This window comes from Rhodanobacter sp. FW102-FHT14D06 (assembly GCF_043950705.1).
Classification (GTDB): domain Bacteria; phylum Pseudomonadota; class Gammaproteobacteria; order Xanthomonadales; family Rhodanobacteraceae; genus Rhodanobacter.
On sequence record NZ_CP170722.1, the window covers coordinates 3,475,619 to 3,490,354 of the forward strand.

At 68.0% G+C, this 14,736-nt stretch carries 12 protein-coding genes; 9 read left to right on the top strand and 3 right to left on the bottom strand.

Annotation, left to right across the window (positions count from 1 at the left end):
- Positions 1-40 precede the first annotated feature (40 nt).
- From ACFCQI_RS15695 to ACFCQI_RS15710, 4 genes are all read left to right on the top strand, one after another.
- Positions 41-2,335, top strand: a complete 2,295-nt coding sequence (locus tag ACFCQI_RS15695) for a glycosyl hydrolase family 95 catalytic domain-containing protein (RefSeq protein ID WP_395118246.1) — start codon at positions 41-43, stop codon at positions 2,333-2,335.
- A complete protein-coding gene (locus ACFCQI_RS15700; RefSeq protein WP_395118248.1) occupies positions 2,332-3,975 on the top strand; it encodes a trehalase family glycosidase in 1,644 nt (547 codons plus the stop codon). The genes ACFCQI_RS15695 and ACFCQI_RS15700 overlap by 4 nt, the downstream gene beginning before the upstream one ends.
- Before the next feature lie 74 nt (positions 3,976-4,049).
- Positions 4,050-4,559: a peptidylprolyl isomerase gene (locus ACFCQI_RS15705; RefSeq protein WP_395118250.1), complete on the top strand. Its 510-nt coding sequence runs from the start codon at positions 4,050-4,052 to the stop codon at positions 4,557-4,559.
- A gap of 136 nt (positions 4,560-4,695) precedes the next feature.
- Entirely contained in the window at positions 4,696-5,115 is a 420-nt protein-coding gene (locus ACFCQI_RS15710) for a YidB family protein (protein ID WP_395118252.1), read from the top strand.
- A 46-nt stretch (positions 5,116-5,161) separates the two neighbouring features.
- Here ACFCQI_RS15710 and ACFCQI_RS15715 read toward each other — a convergent pair whose 3' ends face one another.
- Positions 5,162-5,416: a GlsB/YeaQ/YmgE family stress response membrane protein gene (locus ACFCQI_RS15715; RefSeq protein WP_395118254.1), complete on the bottom strand. Its 255-nt coding sequence runs from the start codon at positions 5,414-5,416 to the stop codon at positions 5,162-5,164.
- Positions 5,417-5,576: 160 nt separating this feature from the next.
- On the opposite strand from ACFCQI_RS15715, the gene ACFCQI_RS15720 reads away from it, so the two are divergent.
- Positions 5,577-6,776: an aminotransferase class I/II-fold pyridoxal phosphate-dependent enzyme gene (locus ACFCQI_RS15720; protein WP_395118256.1), complete on the top strand. Its 1,200-nt coding sequence runs from the start codon at positions 5,577-5,579 to the stop codon at positions 6,774-6,776.
- Positions 6,777-6,885: 109 nt separating this feature from the next.
- Positions 6,886-7,869 (top strand): malate dehydrogenase, encoded by a 984-nt coding sequence (locus ACFCQI_RS15725; RefSeq protein WP_395118258.1) that lies wholly within the window; start codon positions 6,886-6,888, stop codon positions 7,867-7,869.
- Between the two features lie 116 nt (positions 7,870-7,985).
- Here ACFCQI_RS15725 and ACFCQI_RS15730 read toward each other — a convergent pair whose 3' ends face one another.
- Positions 7,986-9,194 carry a cation:proton antiporter gene (locus ACFCQI_RS15730; protein WP_395118260.1) on the bottom strand — a complete coding sequence of 403 codons (1,209 nt, stop codon included), beginning with the start codon at positions 9,192-9,194 and terminating at the stop codon, positions 7,986-7,988.
- A gap of 75 nt (positions 9,195-9,269) precedes the next feature.
- Positions 9,270-10,724 carry an MFS transporter gene (locus ACFCQI_RS15735; RefSeq protein WP_395118262.1) on the bottom strand — a complete coding sequence of 485 codons (1,455 nt, stop codon included), beginning with the start codon at positions 10,722-10,724 and terminating at the stop codon, positions 9,270-9,272.
- Between the two features lie 183 nt (positions 10,725-10,907).
- Here ACFCQI_RS15735 and rnk point away from each other — a divergent pair, with 183 nt between their 5' ends.
- The 3 genes from rnk to epmA all read left to right on the top strand — a co-directional run bounded on the left by rnk (position 10,908) and on the right by epmA (position 14,723).
- Positions 10,908-11,315 (top strand): nucleoside diphosphate kinase regulator, encoded by a 408-nt coding sequence (rnk, locus tag ACFCQI_RS15740; protein WP_395118264.1) that lies wholly within the window; start codon positions 10,908-10,910, stop codon positions 11,313-11,315.
- 61 nt (positions 11,316-11,376) lie between these two features.
- Entirely contained in the window at positions 11,377-13,767 is a 2,391-nt protein-coding gene (ligA, locus tag ACFCQI_RS15745) for an NAD-dependent DNA ligase LigA (protein ID WP_395118266.1), read from the top strand.
- A complete protein-coding gene (gene epmA, locus ACFCQI_RS15750; protein ID WP_395118268.1) occupies positions 13,767-14,723 on the top strand; it encodes an EF-P lysine aminoacylase EpmA in 957 nt (318 codons plus the stop codon). Before ligA ends, epmA begins: the two co-directional genes overlap by 1 nt.
- Positions 14,724-14,736 lie beyond the last annotated feature (13 nt).

Here is a 14,736-nt window from a genome sequence, read left to right on the forward strand (position 1 = left end):
CGCAGCCTTCCGGAAGCCGGGCAACAAAGAGGCATGCCCCATGAAGCGTTTTTCCGCCGGACTCGCGGCGTTCCTGCTCGCCATCACCTTGCTCGCTGCGCCGGCATCGGCCGCCACCGATCCGAGCTTCCTGTTCACCGCCACGGCGAAGGATTTCGCCAGCTACTTCCCTGGTTACCTCGCCAACGGCTACTTCTCCACCATGACCTCGCCGCGCGGCACCGAGCCGAACGCGTCGTACATGGTCGCCTTCATGGATTACAAGCCGGGCGACATCTCGCGTCCCGCGGCGATTCCCGGCTGGAGCGAAATCGACTACAACCCTGGCGGTGGCTGGCTCAACCGCACGCGACTGGATGCGGGCATCTTCCAGCGCTACGCACAGACGCTGGACATGCACGACGCCACGCTGATCACGCGCTACCGCTTCGCTTACGCCAACAAGGCCAGCGACATCGAGGTCACCAGCTTCGTCAGCCAGGCCTCGCCGCACCTCGCGGCTATCCGCATGGCGATCACGCCGCAGTTCGACGGCCAGGTGCAGCTGAGTTTTCCGATCCGGTTGTGGTCCGAGCACCAGCCGCGCTTCCCGATCGCCAGCATGGGCGGCGAGGAAATGATCGCCGCGGTGATCGCCAGCGGGCAGAGCCTGGACAACAAGCCGGTACCCACGCCCGACCGTGCGCCGGTGTGGTATCCGGGCTACACCCAGGTGCGTTCCGCCGAGGGTGATGCGAAGGCGCTGACGCTCGCGCTGAAGGGCAGGGCACAACACGGACTCGGCATGGCCGAGGCGGCCGCGATCGGGCTGCCCGAAGGGCTCTCGCCCGACACGGTGAAGCTGGAACGGACCTCCACCAGACTCTCGCTGGACATCACCGCCACGCTGCACAAGGGCCAGCGCTACGTCTTCACCAAGTACGTGGCGCTCTCGCGCGACGGCTGGGGCGACGACGGGGACGTGCTCGCCCTGGCCAGCGCCGCGCGCAAGGCCGGCTTCGACCGCCTGCTCGCCGATCACCGGGCGGCCTGGCACAAGCTGTGGCAATCGGACATCGTGATCGACGGCAAACCGGCCGTGCAGAAGGCGGTGCACTCGGACCTCTACTACCTGTTGTCCAACACCACCGTCGGCACCGCCTGGCCGATGGGCGCCTGCGCGCTGACGCCCAATTACGCGGGCCATGCGTTCTGGGACAGCGACTCGTGGGTGTTCCCGGCGCTGCTGCTGTTGCACCCGGAGCGCGCCAGACCCATCGTGATGTTCCGCGACCGCACCACCGAACCCGCGCGGGCGCGTGCCCGCCAGTACGGCGTGCAAGGCACCATGTACCCGTGGGAAGCCGATCCGCAGACCGGCGTGGACGTCACCCCGCACTTCGCCTGGGAGGTCTACCGCGAGGTCCACGTCAACGCCGACATCGCCATCGCGCAATGGCAGTACTACCTGGCGACGGGTGACAAGGCATGGTTGAAAACGCATGCGTGGCCCGTGCTGGAGGGCATTGCCACGTTCTGGACCAGCCGCGTCACCTACGACAGGTCGCACGACCGCTACGAGATCCACCACGTCACGTCGCCCGACGAGGCCTACAACGACGTGCCGAACGACTCCTTCACCAATGCCGTCGCCCGCAAGGCGCTCGAGATCGCGGTGAAGGCAGCGCGCGTGGTGGGCGCCAAGGCGGACCCGCGCTGGAGCGAGATCGCCGCGAAGATGTACATCCCGTTCGACGAGGATGAACAGCGCCATCTGGATTTCGACAAGTCGGTGCCGCACGACAAGATCACCTGGATGGGCTCCTCGCTGGCCTGGCTGATGTATCCGAACCTGGACTTGCCGATGTCGCCGCAGGTGCGCCGCAACGACTTCGACTTCCAGCTGCAGGCGCTGAAGAGCCACGGCGACGACCCCAACGAGATGATGATGGTGATGCTCGCCGTCGGTGCCGCAGAGCTGGGCGACGGCAGGGCGGCCGGCGAATGGATCGACCGCAACCTGGTCGGTTTCCTCAAACCCCCGTTCAACGTGCGCACCGAGACCGCGGCCAACAACGCCGGCTACATCCTGGCCACCTCGGCCGGCTTCGTGCAAAGCATGCTGTACGGTCTCACCGGACTGCGCATCGACGACGACGGGCTGAGCGCGAAGTACGCCCCGGTGTTGCCGCCAGGCTGGAACGCCTTGACGCTCAAGGACGTGAAGTTCCGCGGGCGCCGCTACGACATCCGCATCAGCCGCGACGCCGACGGCAAGGTGGTGCTCAGCCGCCAGCCGTTGCGTGCAACTGGCATGCGCCACCCTGATCCATTGCAGGAGGAAGCCCGCCCATGAAAGTCGTCTCCCTGTTCGCCGCCATGGCGCTGGCCTTCGCTACCGCGGCCGGTGCCGCCACGCCCGACCCGGCGCAGACGCAGGCATACATCCACAAGGCCTGGGACACGCTGACGCGCTCGCTGGACGATTGCTCGGCCCTGCACGATCCGAAAATGGATGCGCGCCCGGTACTCTACCTGCCGGCCGGCTTCCCTGCGCCCGCAGCGATGGCCGACATCAGACAGCGTTGCAAGATCGACGTGCACACGCTGCCTCGGCGCATCGAAAAGCTCGGCGACCTGATGCCGTCCGCGCTGCCGGCGGAAGGCCTGCTCTACCTGCCCAGGCCCTACGTGGTGCCGGGCGGGCAGTTCAACGAGATGTACGGCTGGGACAGCTACTTCATCCAGCTCGGCTTGCTGGCGGACGGGCGCGTCGAGCTGGCCCGCGACATGACCGACAACATGCTGTTCGAGGTCGAGCACTACGGCGGCGTGCTCAACGCCAACCGCACCTATTACCTGACCCGTTCGCAGCCGCCGTTCCTGTCGCGAATGATCGGCGACGTGCTGGCCGCGCCCGGCGCCTTCAAGGGCGAGGCCGAGCGGCATGCATGGCTGGTCCACGCCTATCCGCTGGCGGTGGCCAACTACCGCATCTGGACCCGACCCGAGCATCGTGCCGGCGACACCGGCCTGGCACGCTACTTCGACCTCGGCGCCGGCCCGGTGCCGGAGATGCACGGCAGCGCCTACTACCGCGGCGTGATCGACTGGGTGCTGGCGCATCCGAAGGACGACCCCGGCTACCTGGTCAAGGCCGCCGAGCATCCCGACGCCGCCGAGACAGCGCGCCTGAAATCCACCAGTTGCGACATCGAGGCGTCCCATGTCTGCGCCGGCGCCTGGTCGCAGGGCCATCGCCTGAGCGCCGACTACTACCTGGGTGATCGCGCCATGCGCGAGTCCGGCTTCGACACCAATTTCCACTTCGGTCCGTACGGCGGCACCACCCATCACTACGCCGGCGTGGGCCTCAACAGCCTGCTGTATCGCTACGAGCGCGACCTGCACGACTTCGCCCTGCAACTGGGCAAGGTGGCCGAGGCCAGGCAATGGGCGGACGCCGCCGCGAGGCGCAAGGTGGCGATGGACAAGTACCTGTGGCAGCCGGAACGCGGCATGTTCATGGACTACGACTTCACCACCAGCAAGGCATCGACGCCGCCCTATGTCACCACCTACTGGCCGCTGTGGGCCGGGCTGGCCAGCAAGGCGCAGGCGGCCGCGCTGGAGAAGCACCTGGCCGTGTTCGAGCGCAAGGGCGGCCTGTCGATGGACGACCTGGGCAGCGGCGCGCAATGGGACGAGCCGTTCGGCTGGGCGCCCACCAACTGGCTGGCGATCTCGGGCCTGGACGCCTACGGTTTCCATGACGACGCCCGCCGCCTGGCGCGCAAGTTCACGGCCACGGTGGATACCGGTTTCGCCCATGACGGCACCATCCGCGAGAAATACAACATGGCGCTGGGCAACGCGGAGGTGAAGATCACCGCCGGCTACACCACCAACGTGATCGGCTTCGGCTGGACCAACGCGGTCTACCTCAAACTGCACCAGTTGCTGCAGGCGGCGCCAAAGCCGGCGGCGGCGCACTGAGGATCATCCGTTCACGGCTGCAGCCGGCGGCTGGGTTATCCTTTCGGTCTTTCGCCCCAGCCTCAAGGATCGCCATGACCATCAACGTCACCTTCACCACCAACCGCGGCCCGATCCACCTGCGCCTGCACGAGGACAAGGCACCGGTGACGGTCGCCAGCTTCGTCAACCTGGCGCGCCGCGGCTACTACGACGGCCTGTCGTTCCATCGCGTGATCGCCGATTTCATGATCCAGGGCGGGTGCCCCGAGGGCAGTGGCCGCGGTGGTCCGGGCTACAAGTTCGAGGACGAGTTCAACCCGTCGCTGCGCCACGACAAGCCGGGTGTGCTGTCGATGGCCAATGCCGGTCCGCGCACCAACGGCAGCCAGTTCTTCATCACCCACGGTCCGACGCCGTGGCTGGACGGCAAGCACAGCGTGTTCGGCGAAGTGCTGGACGCGTCCGACATGGACGTGGTCAATGCGATCCAGCAGGGTGACACGATCGAGAAGGTCACCGTGGAGGGCGACGTCGACGCCTTGCTGGCGGCGCAGGTCGACCGCGTCAAGGAATGGAACGAGGTGCTGGATCAGCGCGGCTGAGCTTGCCGCCGGATACGCAGGAAATCGCCGGCCGGAGCCGGCGATTTTTTTTGCGCGAATGAGTCATGGCTCCACTACTTTCACCGGCCTATGATCGGCGGGCTACACGCGTGTTCATTCATCAAGGAGAGCGACCATGTCATTCCTCAATGATTTGCTTGGCGGTCAGGGACAGCAGGCCGGCGGTGCCAGCTCGATGATTTCGGTGGCCAGCGACCTGTTGCAGCGGGCTGGCGGCGTGCAGGGCCTGATCAGCATGCTGCAGCAGCACGGGCTGGGTGGCGCAGTGCAGTCGTGGGTGAGCAACGGGGCGAACCAGCCGGTATCGGGCGATCAACTCGGCCAGGCGCTGCAGCATGGCGGCATGGGCTCGCTGGTGCAGGAGGCGGCCAGCAAGCTCGGCGTCGATCCCGCCGTGGTGCTCAACGGACTTTCGCAGGTCTTGCCGCAGGCGGTCGACCACCTGACACCGGATGGCCAGGTGCCGGCAGACGGGCAGGGCGGCGGCTTCAACCTCGGCATGCTTGAAGGGCTGGCGGGCAAGCTGCTGGGCTGAGGCTGCGGAGCGTCCCGGCGGGGTGATCGCCCCGCCGGGAGGCCGGTCAGGTCGACTTGCGCTTGAGCAGGTGGTAGAGCAGCAACAACACGATGGCGCCGACCACCGAGGCGATGAAGCCGGCCGATTGCCCCTCCTGGTACCAGCCGAACAAGTGCTGGCCGACCCAGGTCGCCAGCAGCGAGCCGACGATGCCGATGATGGCGGTGATGATGAAGCCGCCCGGGTCCTTGCCCGGCGTCAACAGCTTGGCCACCACGCCCACGACCAGTCCGATCACGAAAACCCAGAGCCAATGCATGCGGTTCTCCTTGTAGCGGGTTGACTGCAAAGCCCGGTGCGCGGGCGCATCCATGATGCCCCGATTGGACGGCGGTGGCGCAAGCGCATGGCAGACGAGCGCCCGGGGCGGGCGGCGTGGTAAAATTGCGGCCTTTGTTTCCTCACTGCGTGAGACAGCAATGCCCCAGCTCGCCAAGCGTGTCGGCCGCGCCAAACCCAGCGCGATCATGCTCATCGCCGAGAAGGCCAGACAGCTCAGGGCTGCCGGCCGCGACATCATCAGCTTCTCCATCGGCGTGCCGAACTTCCTGCCCGGCGAGCATGTCTACGCCGCCGCGCGCGAGTCGCTCTCGCACGACTCCGGCCAGTACGGCAGCAACCGGGGCGCCGACGCGCTGCTGGACGCATTCCTCAGGCACATCGAGGCGCTCGGCTTCAGCGGCTACACGCGCACGAACCTGTCGATCGGCATCGGCGCCAAGCAGGTGCTGTACAACCTGGCCGAGGCGTTGCTGGACGAAGGCGAGGAGATCTGCTTCGCCGCGCCGTACTGGACCACCTACCGCGACATCGCCGACATCGTGGGCGCGAAGATCCACGTGATGCCGTGCGGGGCGGAGCAGAACTACAAGCTCACCCCGGCCCAGCTCGACGCCGCGCTGGCGCGCAAGCCGAAGGTGTTTCTGTTCAACAACCCGTCCAACCCCACCGGCATGGTCTACACCGGCGCGGAAATCGCCGCACTGGCCGAGGTGATCGCCCGGCACCCGGATACCTGGGTCATCACCGACGACATCTACAATGCGATGGTGTTCGACGGGCTGGGATACCACAACTTCGTGTTCGCCAGGCCGGAGCTGCGCGAGCGGGTGATCTTCGTCGATTCGGTCTCCAAGACCTACGGCATGCCGGGCTGGCGCGTGGGCCTGCTGGCTGGCCCCGAAGTGGTGGCCAAGGCGGTCACCACGCTCAATTCCAATCACATCACCAGCCTGCCGGAAGTGATCACCGCCGCGGCCGTCGCAGCCTTGTCCGGCCCGCAGGACGTGCCGCAGGCCAAGTGCAGGGAGTTCGCCGGCCGGCGCGACACGGTGTTTGCCGCGCTCACGGCGATTCCCGGCGTGGCCTGCCCGCGGCCGCAGGGGGCGTTCTACGCGTTCCCGGACATCTCGGTGGCATTCGGCAAGCGCCACGGCAGCATGAAGATCGACAACGACGTGGAGTTCTGCGCCGCGCTGCTGGAAGCCAAGGGCGTGGCCTGCGTGCCCGGCTCGGCCTTCGGCGAACCGCGTGCGATGCGCATTTCCTACACCTGCCCGCAGGCCCAGTTGCAACCCGGCCTGGACCGTATCGCCGAATTTTTCGCCGAACTGACGTGAATCAGTGCCTGCAGGAGCGCACCCTGTGCGCGATGCTCCTGTCGCGAAAGGCATCGCGCACAGGGCGCTCCCGCACAAGAGTGAATACCCCCAGAAGGAGTCATCGTCCATGAAAGCCCCCGTTCGAGTTGCCGTTACCGGTGCTGCCGGCCAGATCGGCTATGCCTTGCTGTTCCGCATCGCCGCCGGCGACATGCTCGGCCCCGACCAGCCGGTGATCCTGCACCTGCTGGAAATCACCCCGGCGCTGCCTGCACTGCAGGGCGTGGTGATGGAACTCAACGACTGCGCGTTCCCGACGCTCGCCGGCGTGGTCGCCACCGACGACGCCAATGTCGCGTTCAAGGATGTGGACTACGCCTTGCTGGTCGGCGCGCGTCCGCGCGGCCCGGGCATGGAGCGCAAGGATCTGCTGGAAGCCAACGGCGCGATCTTCGCACCGCAGGGCAAGGCCCTGAACGCGCATGCCAAGCGTGACGTGAGGGTGCTGGTGGTCGGCAACCCCGCCAACACCAACGCGCTGATCGCCCAGCAGAACGCTCCGGATCTCGACCCGAAGTGCTTCACCGCGATGGTGCGGCTGGACCACAACCGCGCCAAGAGCCAGCTCGCCGAGAAGACCGGCAAGCACAACACCGACGTGAAGAAGATGACGATCTGGGGCAACCACAGCTCCACCCAGTATCCCGACCTGCACCACGCCACCGTCGACGGCAAGCCGGCGCTCAGCCTGGTCGACCAGGCCTGGTACGAGAACGAGTTCATTCCCACCGTGCAGCAGCGCGGCGCGGCCATCATCAAGGCACGCGGCGCCTCGTCGGCCGCCTCGGCTGCCTCGGCGGCGATCGACCACATGCGCACCTGGGCGCAGGGCACGGCCGAGGGCGACTGGGCCTCGATGGGCATTCCTGCCGATGGCTCCTACGGCATCGCGCCGGGCGTGATCTACGGCTACCCGGTGACCGTGAAGAACGGCAAGTACGAGATCGTGCAGGGCCTGGAGATCGGCGCCTTCTCGCGTTCACGCATGGACGCCACCGACAAGGAACTGCGCGAGGAGCGCGCCGGCGTGGAGCACCTGTTCGCCAAGTAATCCCGCCGCGATGCCCGGCCCGCCCTCTGCGCAGGGGCAGCGGACCACGGCGGCACTCCAACGGGCCGGCTTGCGTCGGCCCGTTGTCGTTTCGTCGCTGCCGCAAGCGGCAGCGGTCAGTTCGGTGCCTCGGGCAACTCCGTGGTGCCGGCGGCCTGATCGCCGCGCTTGAGCAGCCAGGCCAGGATCGGCGGCGTAACCATGGCGGTGAGCAGCGACATCGCCACGATGATCGCGTAGATGCGGTTGTCGAACACGCCGGCGGCCAGCCCCAGCGTGGCGACCACGATGCCCACCTCGCCGCGCGGCACCATGCCGAAGCCGATGATGGTGGCGCTGCGCGTGCCCAGCGTGAGCGAACCGAGCCAGCCGCCGGCCAGCTTGGATACCACCGCGATCGCGGTGACCACCGCCAGCATCCACAGCGCCTCGGCGCTGGCCAGTTCGTGCAGGTCGACCTTGCTGCCGGTGACCACGAAGAAGAACGGGGTAAGCAGGGCGAGCAGCGGGGCCGTCTGCTTTTCCAGGGTGTGCTGCTGGCGGGTTTCCGAGGCGATCATGCCGGCCAGGAACGCGCCGATGATCGCGGCCAGGCCGAAGCGGGTGGACAGCCAGGCCAGCCCCAGGCACAGAGCCAGCACGATCATCAGCGGCGAATGCGGGCCCAGCGGCTTGTCCAGCCAGGCGGAGTTCCAGCGCATCACCCGCGCGCCGCCCCAGCCAATCACCGCGATGAAGCCCGCCGCACCGGCGAGTACCACCAGCAGGTGCGAGGCGTCGACGCTGCCGCCACCCTGCAGTGAAATCACGACGCCGAGCAGCAGCATGGCCAGGATGTCATCGATCACCGCTGCACCCAGGATCACCTTGCTCTCGATCCGCTGCAGTGCGCCCAGCTCCTGCAGCACGCGCGCGGTGATGCCGGCCGAGGTGGCCACGAAGGCCGCCGCGACGAACAGCGAACGGTCCCAGTCGAAGCCGTTGCCGTGGGCCCACACGCTGCCCATGCCGAATGGCACCAGCACGCCGACCACGCCGACCGCGAACGCCACCGCACCGACCTTCTTCATGTCTTCCAGCCGGGTTTCCAGGCCCACCGCGAACAGCAGCAGGATCACGCCGATCTCCGCCAGCACGTCGAGCGGGGTGCCGGTGGCGATCTGCCCCGGGCTGATCCAGCCGAGCAGGGAAGGGCCGATCGCGCAACCGGCGGCGATCTCGCCGACCACGCCGGGCAGCTTCAGTCGTTGCGCGATCTCGCTGCCGATCTGGGCGGCGACGAACACGACAAACAGGGTGAACAGGATTTCGCTGGCGTGGTGCATGCAATACGTGCCCGAGCTTGCGGCAAAGACTGCATGCTACACGCAGCCTCTCGCCGGGCGGCGCCTTGCCGCGGTTCAACCTGCCGCCGCGCCGGCTCGCGACAGCGGGCGATCGTGCCGCAGCCGGCCGAACACGCGGCTGGCCGCCGCCGTGACCAGCGCCAGCAGCAGCACCGTCCAGCGGAACGCCTCGACATAATCCGCGCGCTCATGCCCCTGCAGCAGCGCCTGCATCAGCAGCGTGGACAGCGCGATGCCGAAGCTCATCGCGAGGTATTGCACGGTCGAGGCCATCGACGAAGCCATCGAGGCGTGCGCGATGTCCAGGTCGTGGTAGATCAGCGTGTTCATCGCGGTGTACTGCAGCCCGGCGAAGCCGCCGTAGCAGAACGTCAACGTCGCGATGGCCCACACCGGCGTGGCCGGTCCGAGCAGGGCAAACGCCGCCAGCAGCACGGCCACGATCAAGGTGTTGCCCAGCAGCAGGCGGCGGTAACCCAGGTGCACCAGCACGCGATTGATCGCCCATTTGGCGCAGATCGAACCCAACGCCTGCGGCACCATCATCAGGCCGGCCATCAGCGGCGACCAGCCGCAACCGACCTGCAGGAACAGCACCAGCAACAGGAACATGCCGGAGATGCCGAGCCGGGTGAACAGGCCGCCGGCCAGCGCCACCCACACGCTGCGCACCTTGAGCAGGGTCAGGTCGGCGACCGGAAAGGCGGTGCGTCGGCTGTGCCACACATAGGCCAGGCCCAGCAGCACCGCCGCCAGACTGCATTGGCCGATGCGCATCCACGGCACCGGCGTGGCGCCGGCCAGCTCCGAGGCGATCAGCAGCAGGGCCGAGGCGGCGGCGAAAAGCCCGAAGCCGAACAGGTCGAAACGGTGTGCGCGCTCCAGCCGGTAGTCCGGCATGTCGCGCCGGTTCATCCACACCCCGGCGATCGCCACCGGCACGTTGATCAGGAAGATCAGCCGCCACGAGGTGAACTCCACCAGCGCGCCGCCGAGCAGGGGGCCGAGTACTGAACCCAGCAGGCCGAAGGTGGCCACCGTGCTCATCGCGCGCACGAACTCGCGCCTGTCGATGCTGCGCACCAGCACGTAGCGCCCGACCGGCATCAGCGAGGCGCCACCGATGCCCTGCAGCACGCGCGCGGCGACCAGTTGCGGCAGCGTCTGCGCCAGCCCGCACAGCAGCGAACCCAGCCCGAACACCACGATCGCGGCGCCGAACACCCGCCGCGTGCCCAGCCGGTCGCACAGCCACGGACTGGCCGGGATCAGGATCGCCAGGGTCAGCACGTAGCTGGTCAGCGCCGTGCGCATGCCCAGCGGGGTCACCTCCAGCGCCACGGCCATCATCGGCACCGCGGTGTTGACCACGGTGGAATCCAGCGCCTGCATGAAGAAGGCCGCCGCGACCAGCCACAGCAGGCCGCGGAAGCGCTCGCGCGTGGACGGCTCGGGCAAGGCGGCCGAAACCATTGCTGAAGGGGCGTCCGCGGCGGCTGGGCTGGCCATGTCGGGCATGATAACTGTTGTGACAGCTTGCATTTGGCGCCGGGATTTTGCACAGTCACGTCTGATGCACCTGCCGCCGGTGATGTGCCAGGCGCGGCAGCGGATAACCGACCTCACGCGCCGGGACACCATGTTCTGGCGCGTGTTTTTGTGCGGCTGGAGCCGCGGGAACCAGGAATCACCATGAGTCATTCAGCAATCACCGTGTCGCGCATCGACCTGGATCGCATCGAAGCCCTGCTGGAGCGGTTGCCGGCAGCCGAGGCCGACAAGCTGCAGGCGCTGCGCGCCGAGCTGGATCGCGCCGACGTGGTCGAGCCGGCGGACATGCCGCCGCACATCGTGACGATGAACTCCACCGTGGTCTTCGAAGACGAGTCCGACGGCGAAAAGCTGACCCTCACCCTGGTCTACCCGGCCGGCGCCGGTGCGCCCGGTACGGTCTCGATCCTCGCCCCCGTGGGCAGTGCGCTGCTGGGCCTGGCGCGCGGCCAGCAGATCGACTGGCCGATGCCCGACGGGCGCAAGCGCCGCCTGAAAGTGCTGGAGATCACCTACCAGCCCGAGGCCGCCGGCCACCTGCACCGCTGAGCGCCGTGCGCGCGGCGGGCGCACCGGCGGGTCGCTAAACTGCGCGGAGAAGGAGACCCGCATGGCCGCACCCGCCGTTCCCGCCGACATCCTGGCCCGCGCCGCCGCACTGCGCGCGCAGATCGAGCAGGCCAATTACCGCTACCACGTGCTCGACGACGCGGACATCACCGATGCCGCGTACGACCGCCTGATGCGCGAACTGGAAGCGCTGGAAGCCGCACACCCGGCGCTGGCCTCACCCGATTCACCGACGCGCAAGGTCGGCGCACGCGCGCACGGCGGCTTTGCCGAGGTGCGCCACGCGATCCCGATGCTGTCGCTCGGCAATGCCTTCGAGCAGGACGGCGAGACCGATCGCGAACGCTTCCACGAGGTGGCCGAGTTCGAGCGGCGCATCGAGCAGACGACAAAACGGACTGAACCAGTTTTCTCGGTCGAACCCAAGCTCGATGGCCTGGCGATCAGCCTGCGCTACGAGCACGGCGTGTTCGTGCAGGGCGCCACCCGCGGCGATGGTGAAACCGGCGAGGACGTCACCGCGAACCTGCGCACGGTGCGCGCCATTCCGCTGAAGCTGCGCGGCAAGGGCTGGCCTGAGGTGCTCGAAGTGCGCGGCGAAGTGATCATGCTGCGCAAGGACTTCGAGACGTTCAACGCATACGCCCGCGCCCACGACGAGAAGCCGCTGGCCAACCCGCGCAACGGCGCCGCCGGCTCGCTGCGCCAGCTCGACCCGGCGATCACCGCGAAGCGACGACTCAGTTTCTTCGCCTACGCGATCGGCGTGGTCGAAGGCGGCGAGCTGCCGGCTACCCATTCGGCCACGCTGAAGCAATTGCGCGAGTGGGGTTTCCCGGTGTCGCCGGAAGTGGACATCGCGCACGGCTTCGACGGCCTGATCGCCTACTTCCGGCGTATCGGCGCCAAGCGCGACAGCCTGCCGTACGACATCGACGGCGTCGTCTACAAGCTGGACGATTACGAAGGCCAGCGCGAGATGGGCTTCGTCTCGCGCGCGCCACGCTGGGCGATCGCGCACAAGTTTCCGGCGCAGGAGCAGACCACGCGCCTGCTCGACATCGAAATCCAGATCGGCCGCACCGGCGCCGCCACGCCGCGCGCACGGATGGAGCCGGTGCAGGTGGCCGGCGTCACCGTCACCTACGCCACGCTGCACAACGCCGACCAGGTCGCGCGGCTGGACGCGCGCATCGGCGACACCGTGATCGTGCGCCGCGCCGGCGACGTGATTCCGGAAGTGGTGCGCGTGGTCGAGGACCAGCGCCCGCCCGGGACAGTGCCGTGGACGATGCCCACACAGTGCCCGGTGTGCGGTTCGGCGCTGATCCGCGAGGAGGGTGCCGCCGCCTGGCGCTGCTCCGGCGGGCTGATTTGCGCCGCACAGCGCAAGGAGGCGCTGATCCACTTCGCCTCGCGCCGCGCGATGGACATCGAAGGTCTGGGCGAACGCTTTGCCGAGGCGCTGGTGGAGCTCGACATCGTCCACTCGCCGGCCGATCTGTACGCGCTCACCGTCGAGAGTTTCGTGGCGATGAAGCAAGCGATCGACGAACGGGATGGCACCACGCCGGAAACGGTGAAGGCCGGCAAGGTAGCCACCAAGTGGGCCGAGAACCTGGTCGCCGGCATCGAGGCCAGCAAGCAGACCACGCTGGCGCGTTTCCTGTTCGCGCTGGGCATCATGCATATCGGCGAGAGCACGGCCAAGACGCTGGCCGCGTGGCTGGGCCGGCTTGATGTGGTGCGCAGCATGCCGGCGCCGGTACTGCGCGTGCTGCCTGACGTGGGCGCCGAAGTGGCCACCTCGATCGCCGGCTTCTTCGCGCAGGCGGGCAACCAGCAGGTGGTCGATGCGCTGCTCGATGCCGGCATCGTGTTCAGTGACGAGAGCGCGCCTTCGCCGCAGCTGCGCGAGCGGCTGAATCTGGGCGTGCTGCTGGACATGGCCGGGATCAACAAGCTCGGCCCCAAGAGCAGCAAGCTGCTGGCGCAGCATTTCCCCACGCTCGATCGCCTGCTCGCCGCGGGCGCGGCGCACTGGATCACCGCTGGCGTGCCGCAGGCCGCGGTGGCGGCGTTGGAAGCCTTCCTGGCCGATCCCGCTGCAGAGGCTGCGTTGCGCGATGCCGAGGCAGCGATGCACCGCCTGCTCGATGCCATTCCCGCCGGCGCGGCCGTGGCCGCGGCGCCGCTGGACGGGCAGACCTTCGTGCTCACCGGCACGCTGGCCTCGCTCAGCCGCGACGAGGCAAAGGATCGGCTGGAGGCGCTGGGCGCCAAGGTGTCCGGATCGGTCTCGAAAAAGACCAGCGTGGTGGTGGCAGGCGTTGAAGCCGGCTCGAAACTGGACAAGGCGCAGGAGCTTGGCGTGCCGGTCTGGGACGAGGCGCAGTTGCTGGCCTTGCTCGACGAGCACGGGGCGGGTTGATGAGTCTCGCCCTGCCTGACGCCCTGCGCTTGCGTGCACGGCTGTACGCCCTGATCCGCGCGTACTTCGCCACGCGCGATGTGCTGGAGGTGGAAACCCCGGTGCTGTCGGCAGCCGGCAATACCGATCCGAACATGCAGGGTTTCAGCACGACCTTCAGCGGCCATGTCGATGCTGGTGCACGCGAGCGCTGGTTGCGCACCTCGCCGGAGTACCCGCTGAAGCGGCTGCTCGCGGCGGGTGTCGGCGACTGCTACGAGCTGGGCCGGGTGTTTCGCAACGGCGAGGCGGGCGGGCGTCACAACCCCGAGTTCACCATGCTGGAGTGGTACCGGGTCGGTTGGGACCATCGCCGGCTGATGCAGGAAACCATCGTGCTGGTGGAGGCTGCGCTGGGGCTGGTGGGGCGGCGCGCCGAGGTGCGGGTGACCACGTACCGGCAGCTGTTCCTGGACGGGCTGGGCATTGACCCGTTGCATGCGCCGGTGGACGAACTGCGTGCGCCGCTGACCGCGTTCGGCATCGGCCCGGACGGGCTTGGCCGTGACGACTGGCTCGACCTGTTGATCACCCACAAGCTGCAGCCGGCGTTTCCGCGCGACCGCATCACGGTGATCCACGACTATCCGGCCAGCCAGTGTGCACTGGCGAAGATTCGCCCCGGCGAACCGCCGCTGGCCGAGCGCTTCGAGCTGTATCTGGGCCGTTACGAGCTGGCCAACGGCTACCACGAGTTGAACGATGCGGCCGAGCAGCGCGGGCGCTTCGAGCGCGACAACGCGGTACGCCGCGAGCGCGGCCTGCGCGAGATCCCGCTGGACGATAACCTGCTGGACGTGCTCGATGCCATGCCTGCTTGCGCCGGCGTGGCGCTGGGCGTGGAGCGTCTGTTGATGTGCCTGGCCGATACCGACGCGATCGCCGACGTGTTGGCGTTTCCGTTTGCCCGGGCGTGAGACGCGGCGCGCG

Coding starts and splice junctions, on each gene's coding strand:
- ACFCQI_RS15705 (WP_395118250.1), top strand. CDS start 4,050: ATGACCATCAACGTCACCTTCACCACCAACCGCGGCCCGATCCACCTG.
- ACFCQI_RS15730 (WP_395118260.1), bottom strand. CDS start 9,194: ATGCACCACGCCAGCGAAATCCTGTTCACCCTGTTTGTCGTGTTCGTC.
- ACFCQI_RS15720 (WP_395118256.1), top strand. CDS start 5,577: ATGCCCCAGCTCGCCAAGCGTGTCGGCCGCGCCAAACCCAGCGCGATC.
- rnk (WP_395118264.1), top strand. CDS start 10,908: ATGAGTCATTCAGCAATCACCGTGTCGCGCATCGACCTGGATCGCATC.
- ACFCQI_RS15735 (WP_395118262.1), bottom strand. CDS start 10,724: ATGGCCAGCCCAGCCGCCGCGGACGCCCCTTCAGCAATGGTTTCGGCC.
- ACFCQI_RS15700 (WP_395118248.1), top strand. CDS start 2,332: ATGAAAGTCGTCTCCCTGTTCGCCGCCATGGCGCTGGCCTTCGCTACC.
- ACFCQI_RS15695 (WP_395118246.1), top strand. CDS start 41: ATGAAGCGTTTTTCCGCCGGACTCGCGGCGTTCCTGCTCGCCATCACC.
- epmA (WP_395118268.1), top strand. CDS start 13,767: ATGAGTCTCGCCCTGCCTGACGCCCTGCGCTTGCGTGCACGGCTGTAC.
- ACFCQI_RS15725 (WP_395118258.1), top strand. CDS start 6,886: ATGAAAGCCCCCGTTCGAGTTGCCGTTACCGGTGCTGCCGGCCAGATC.
- ACFCQI_RS15710 (WP_395118252.1), top strand. CDS start 4,696: ATGTCATTCCTCAATGATTTGCTTGGCGGTCAGGGACAGCAGGCCGGC.
- ACFCQI_RS15715 (WP_395118254.1), bottom strand. CDS start 5,416: ATGCATTGGCTCTGGGTTTTCGTGATCGGACTGGTCGTGGGCGTGGTG.
- ligA (WP_395118266.1), top strand. CDS start 11,377: ATGGCCGCACCCGCCGTTCCCGCCGACATCCTGGCCCGCGCCGCCGCA.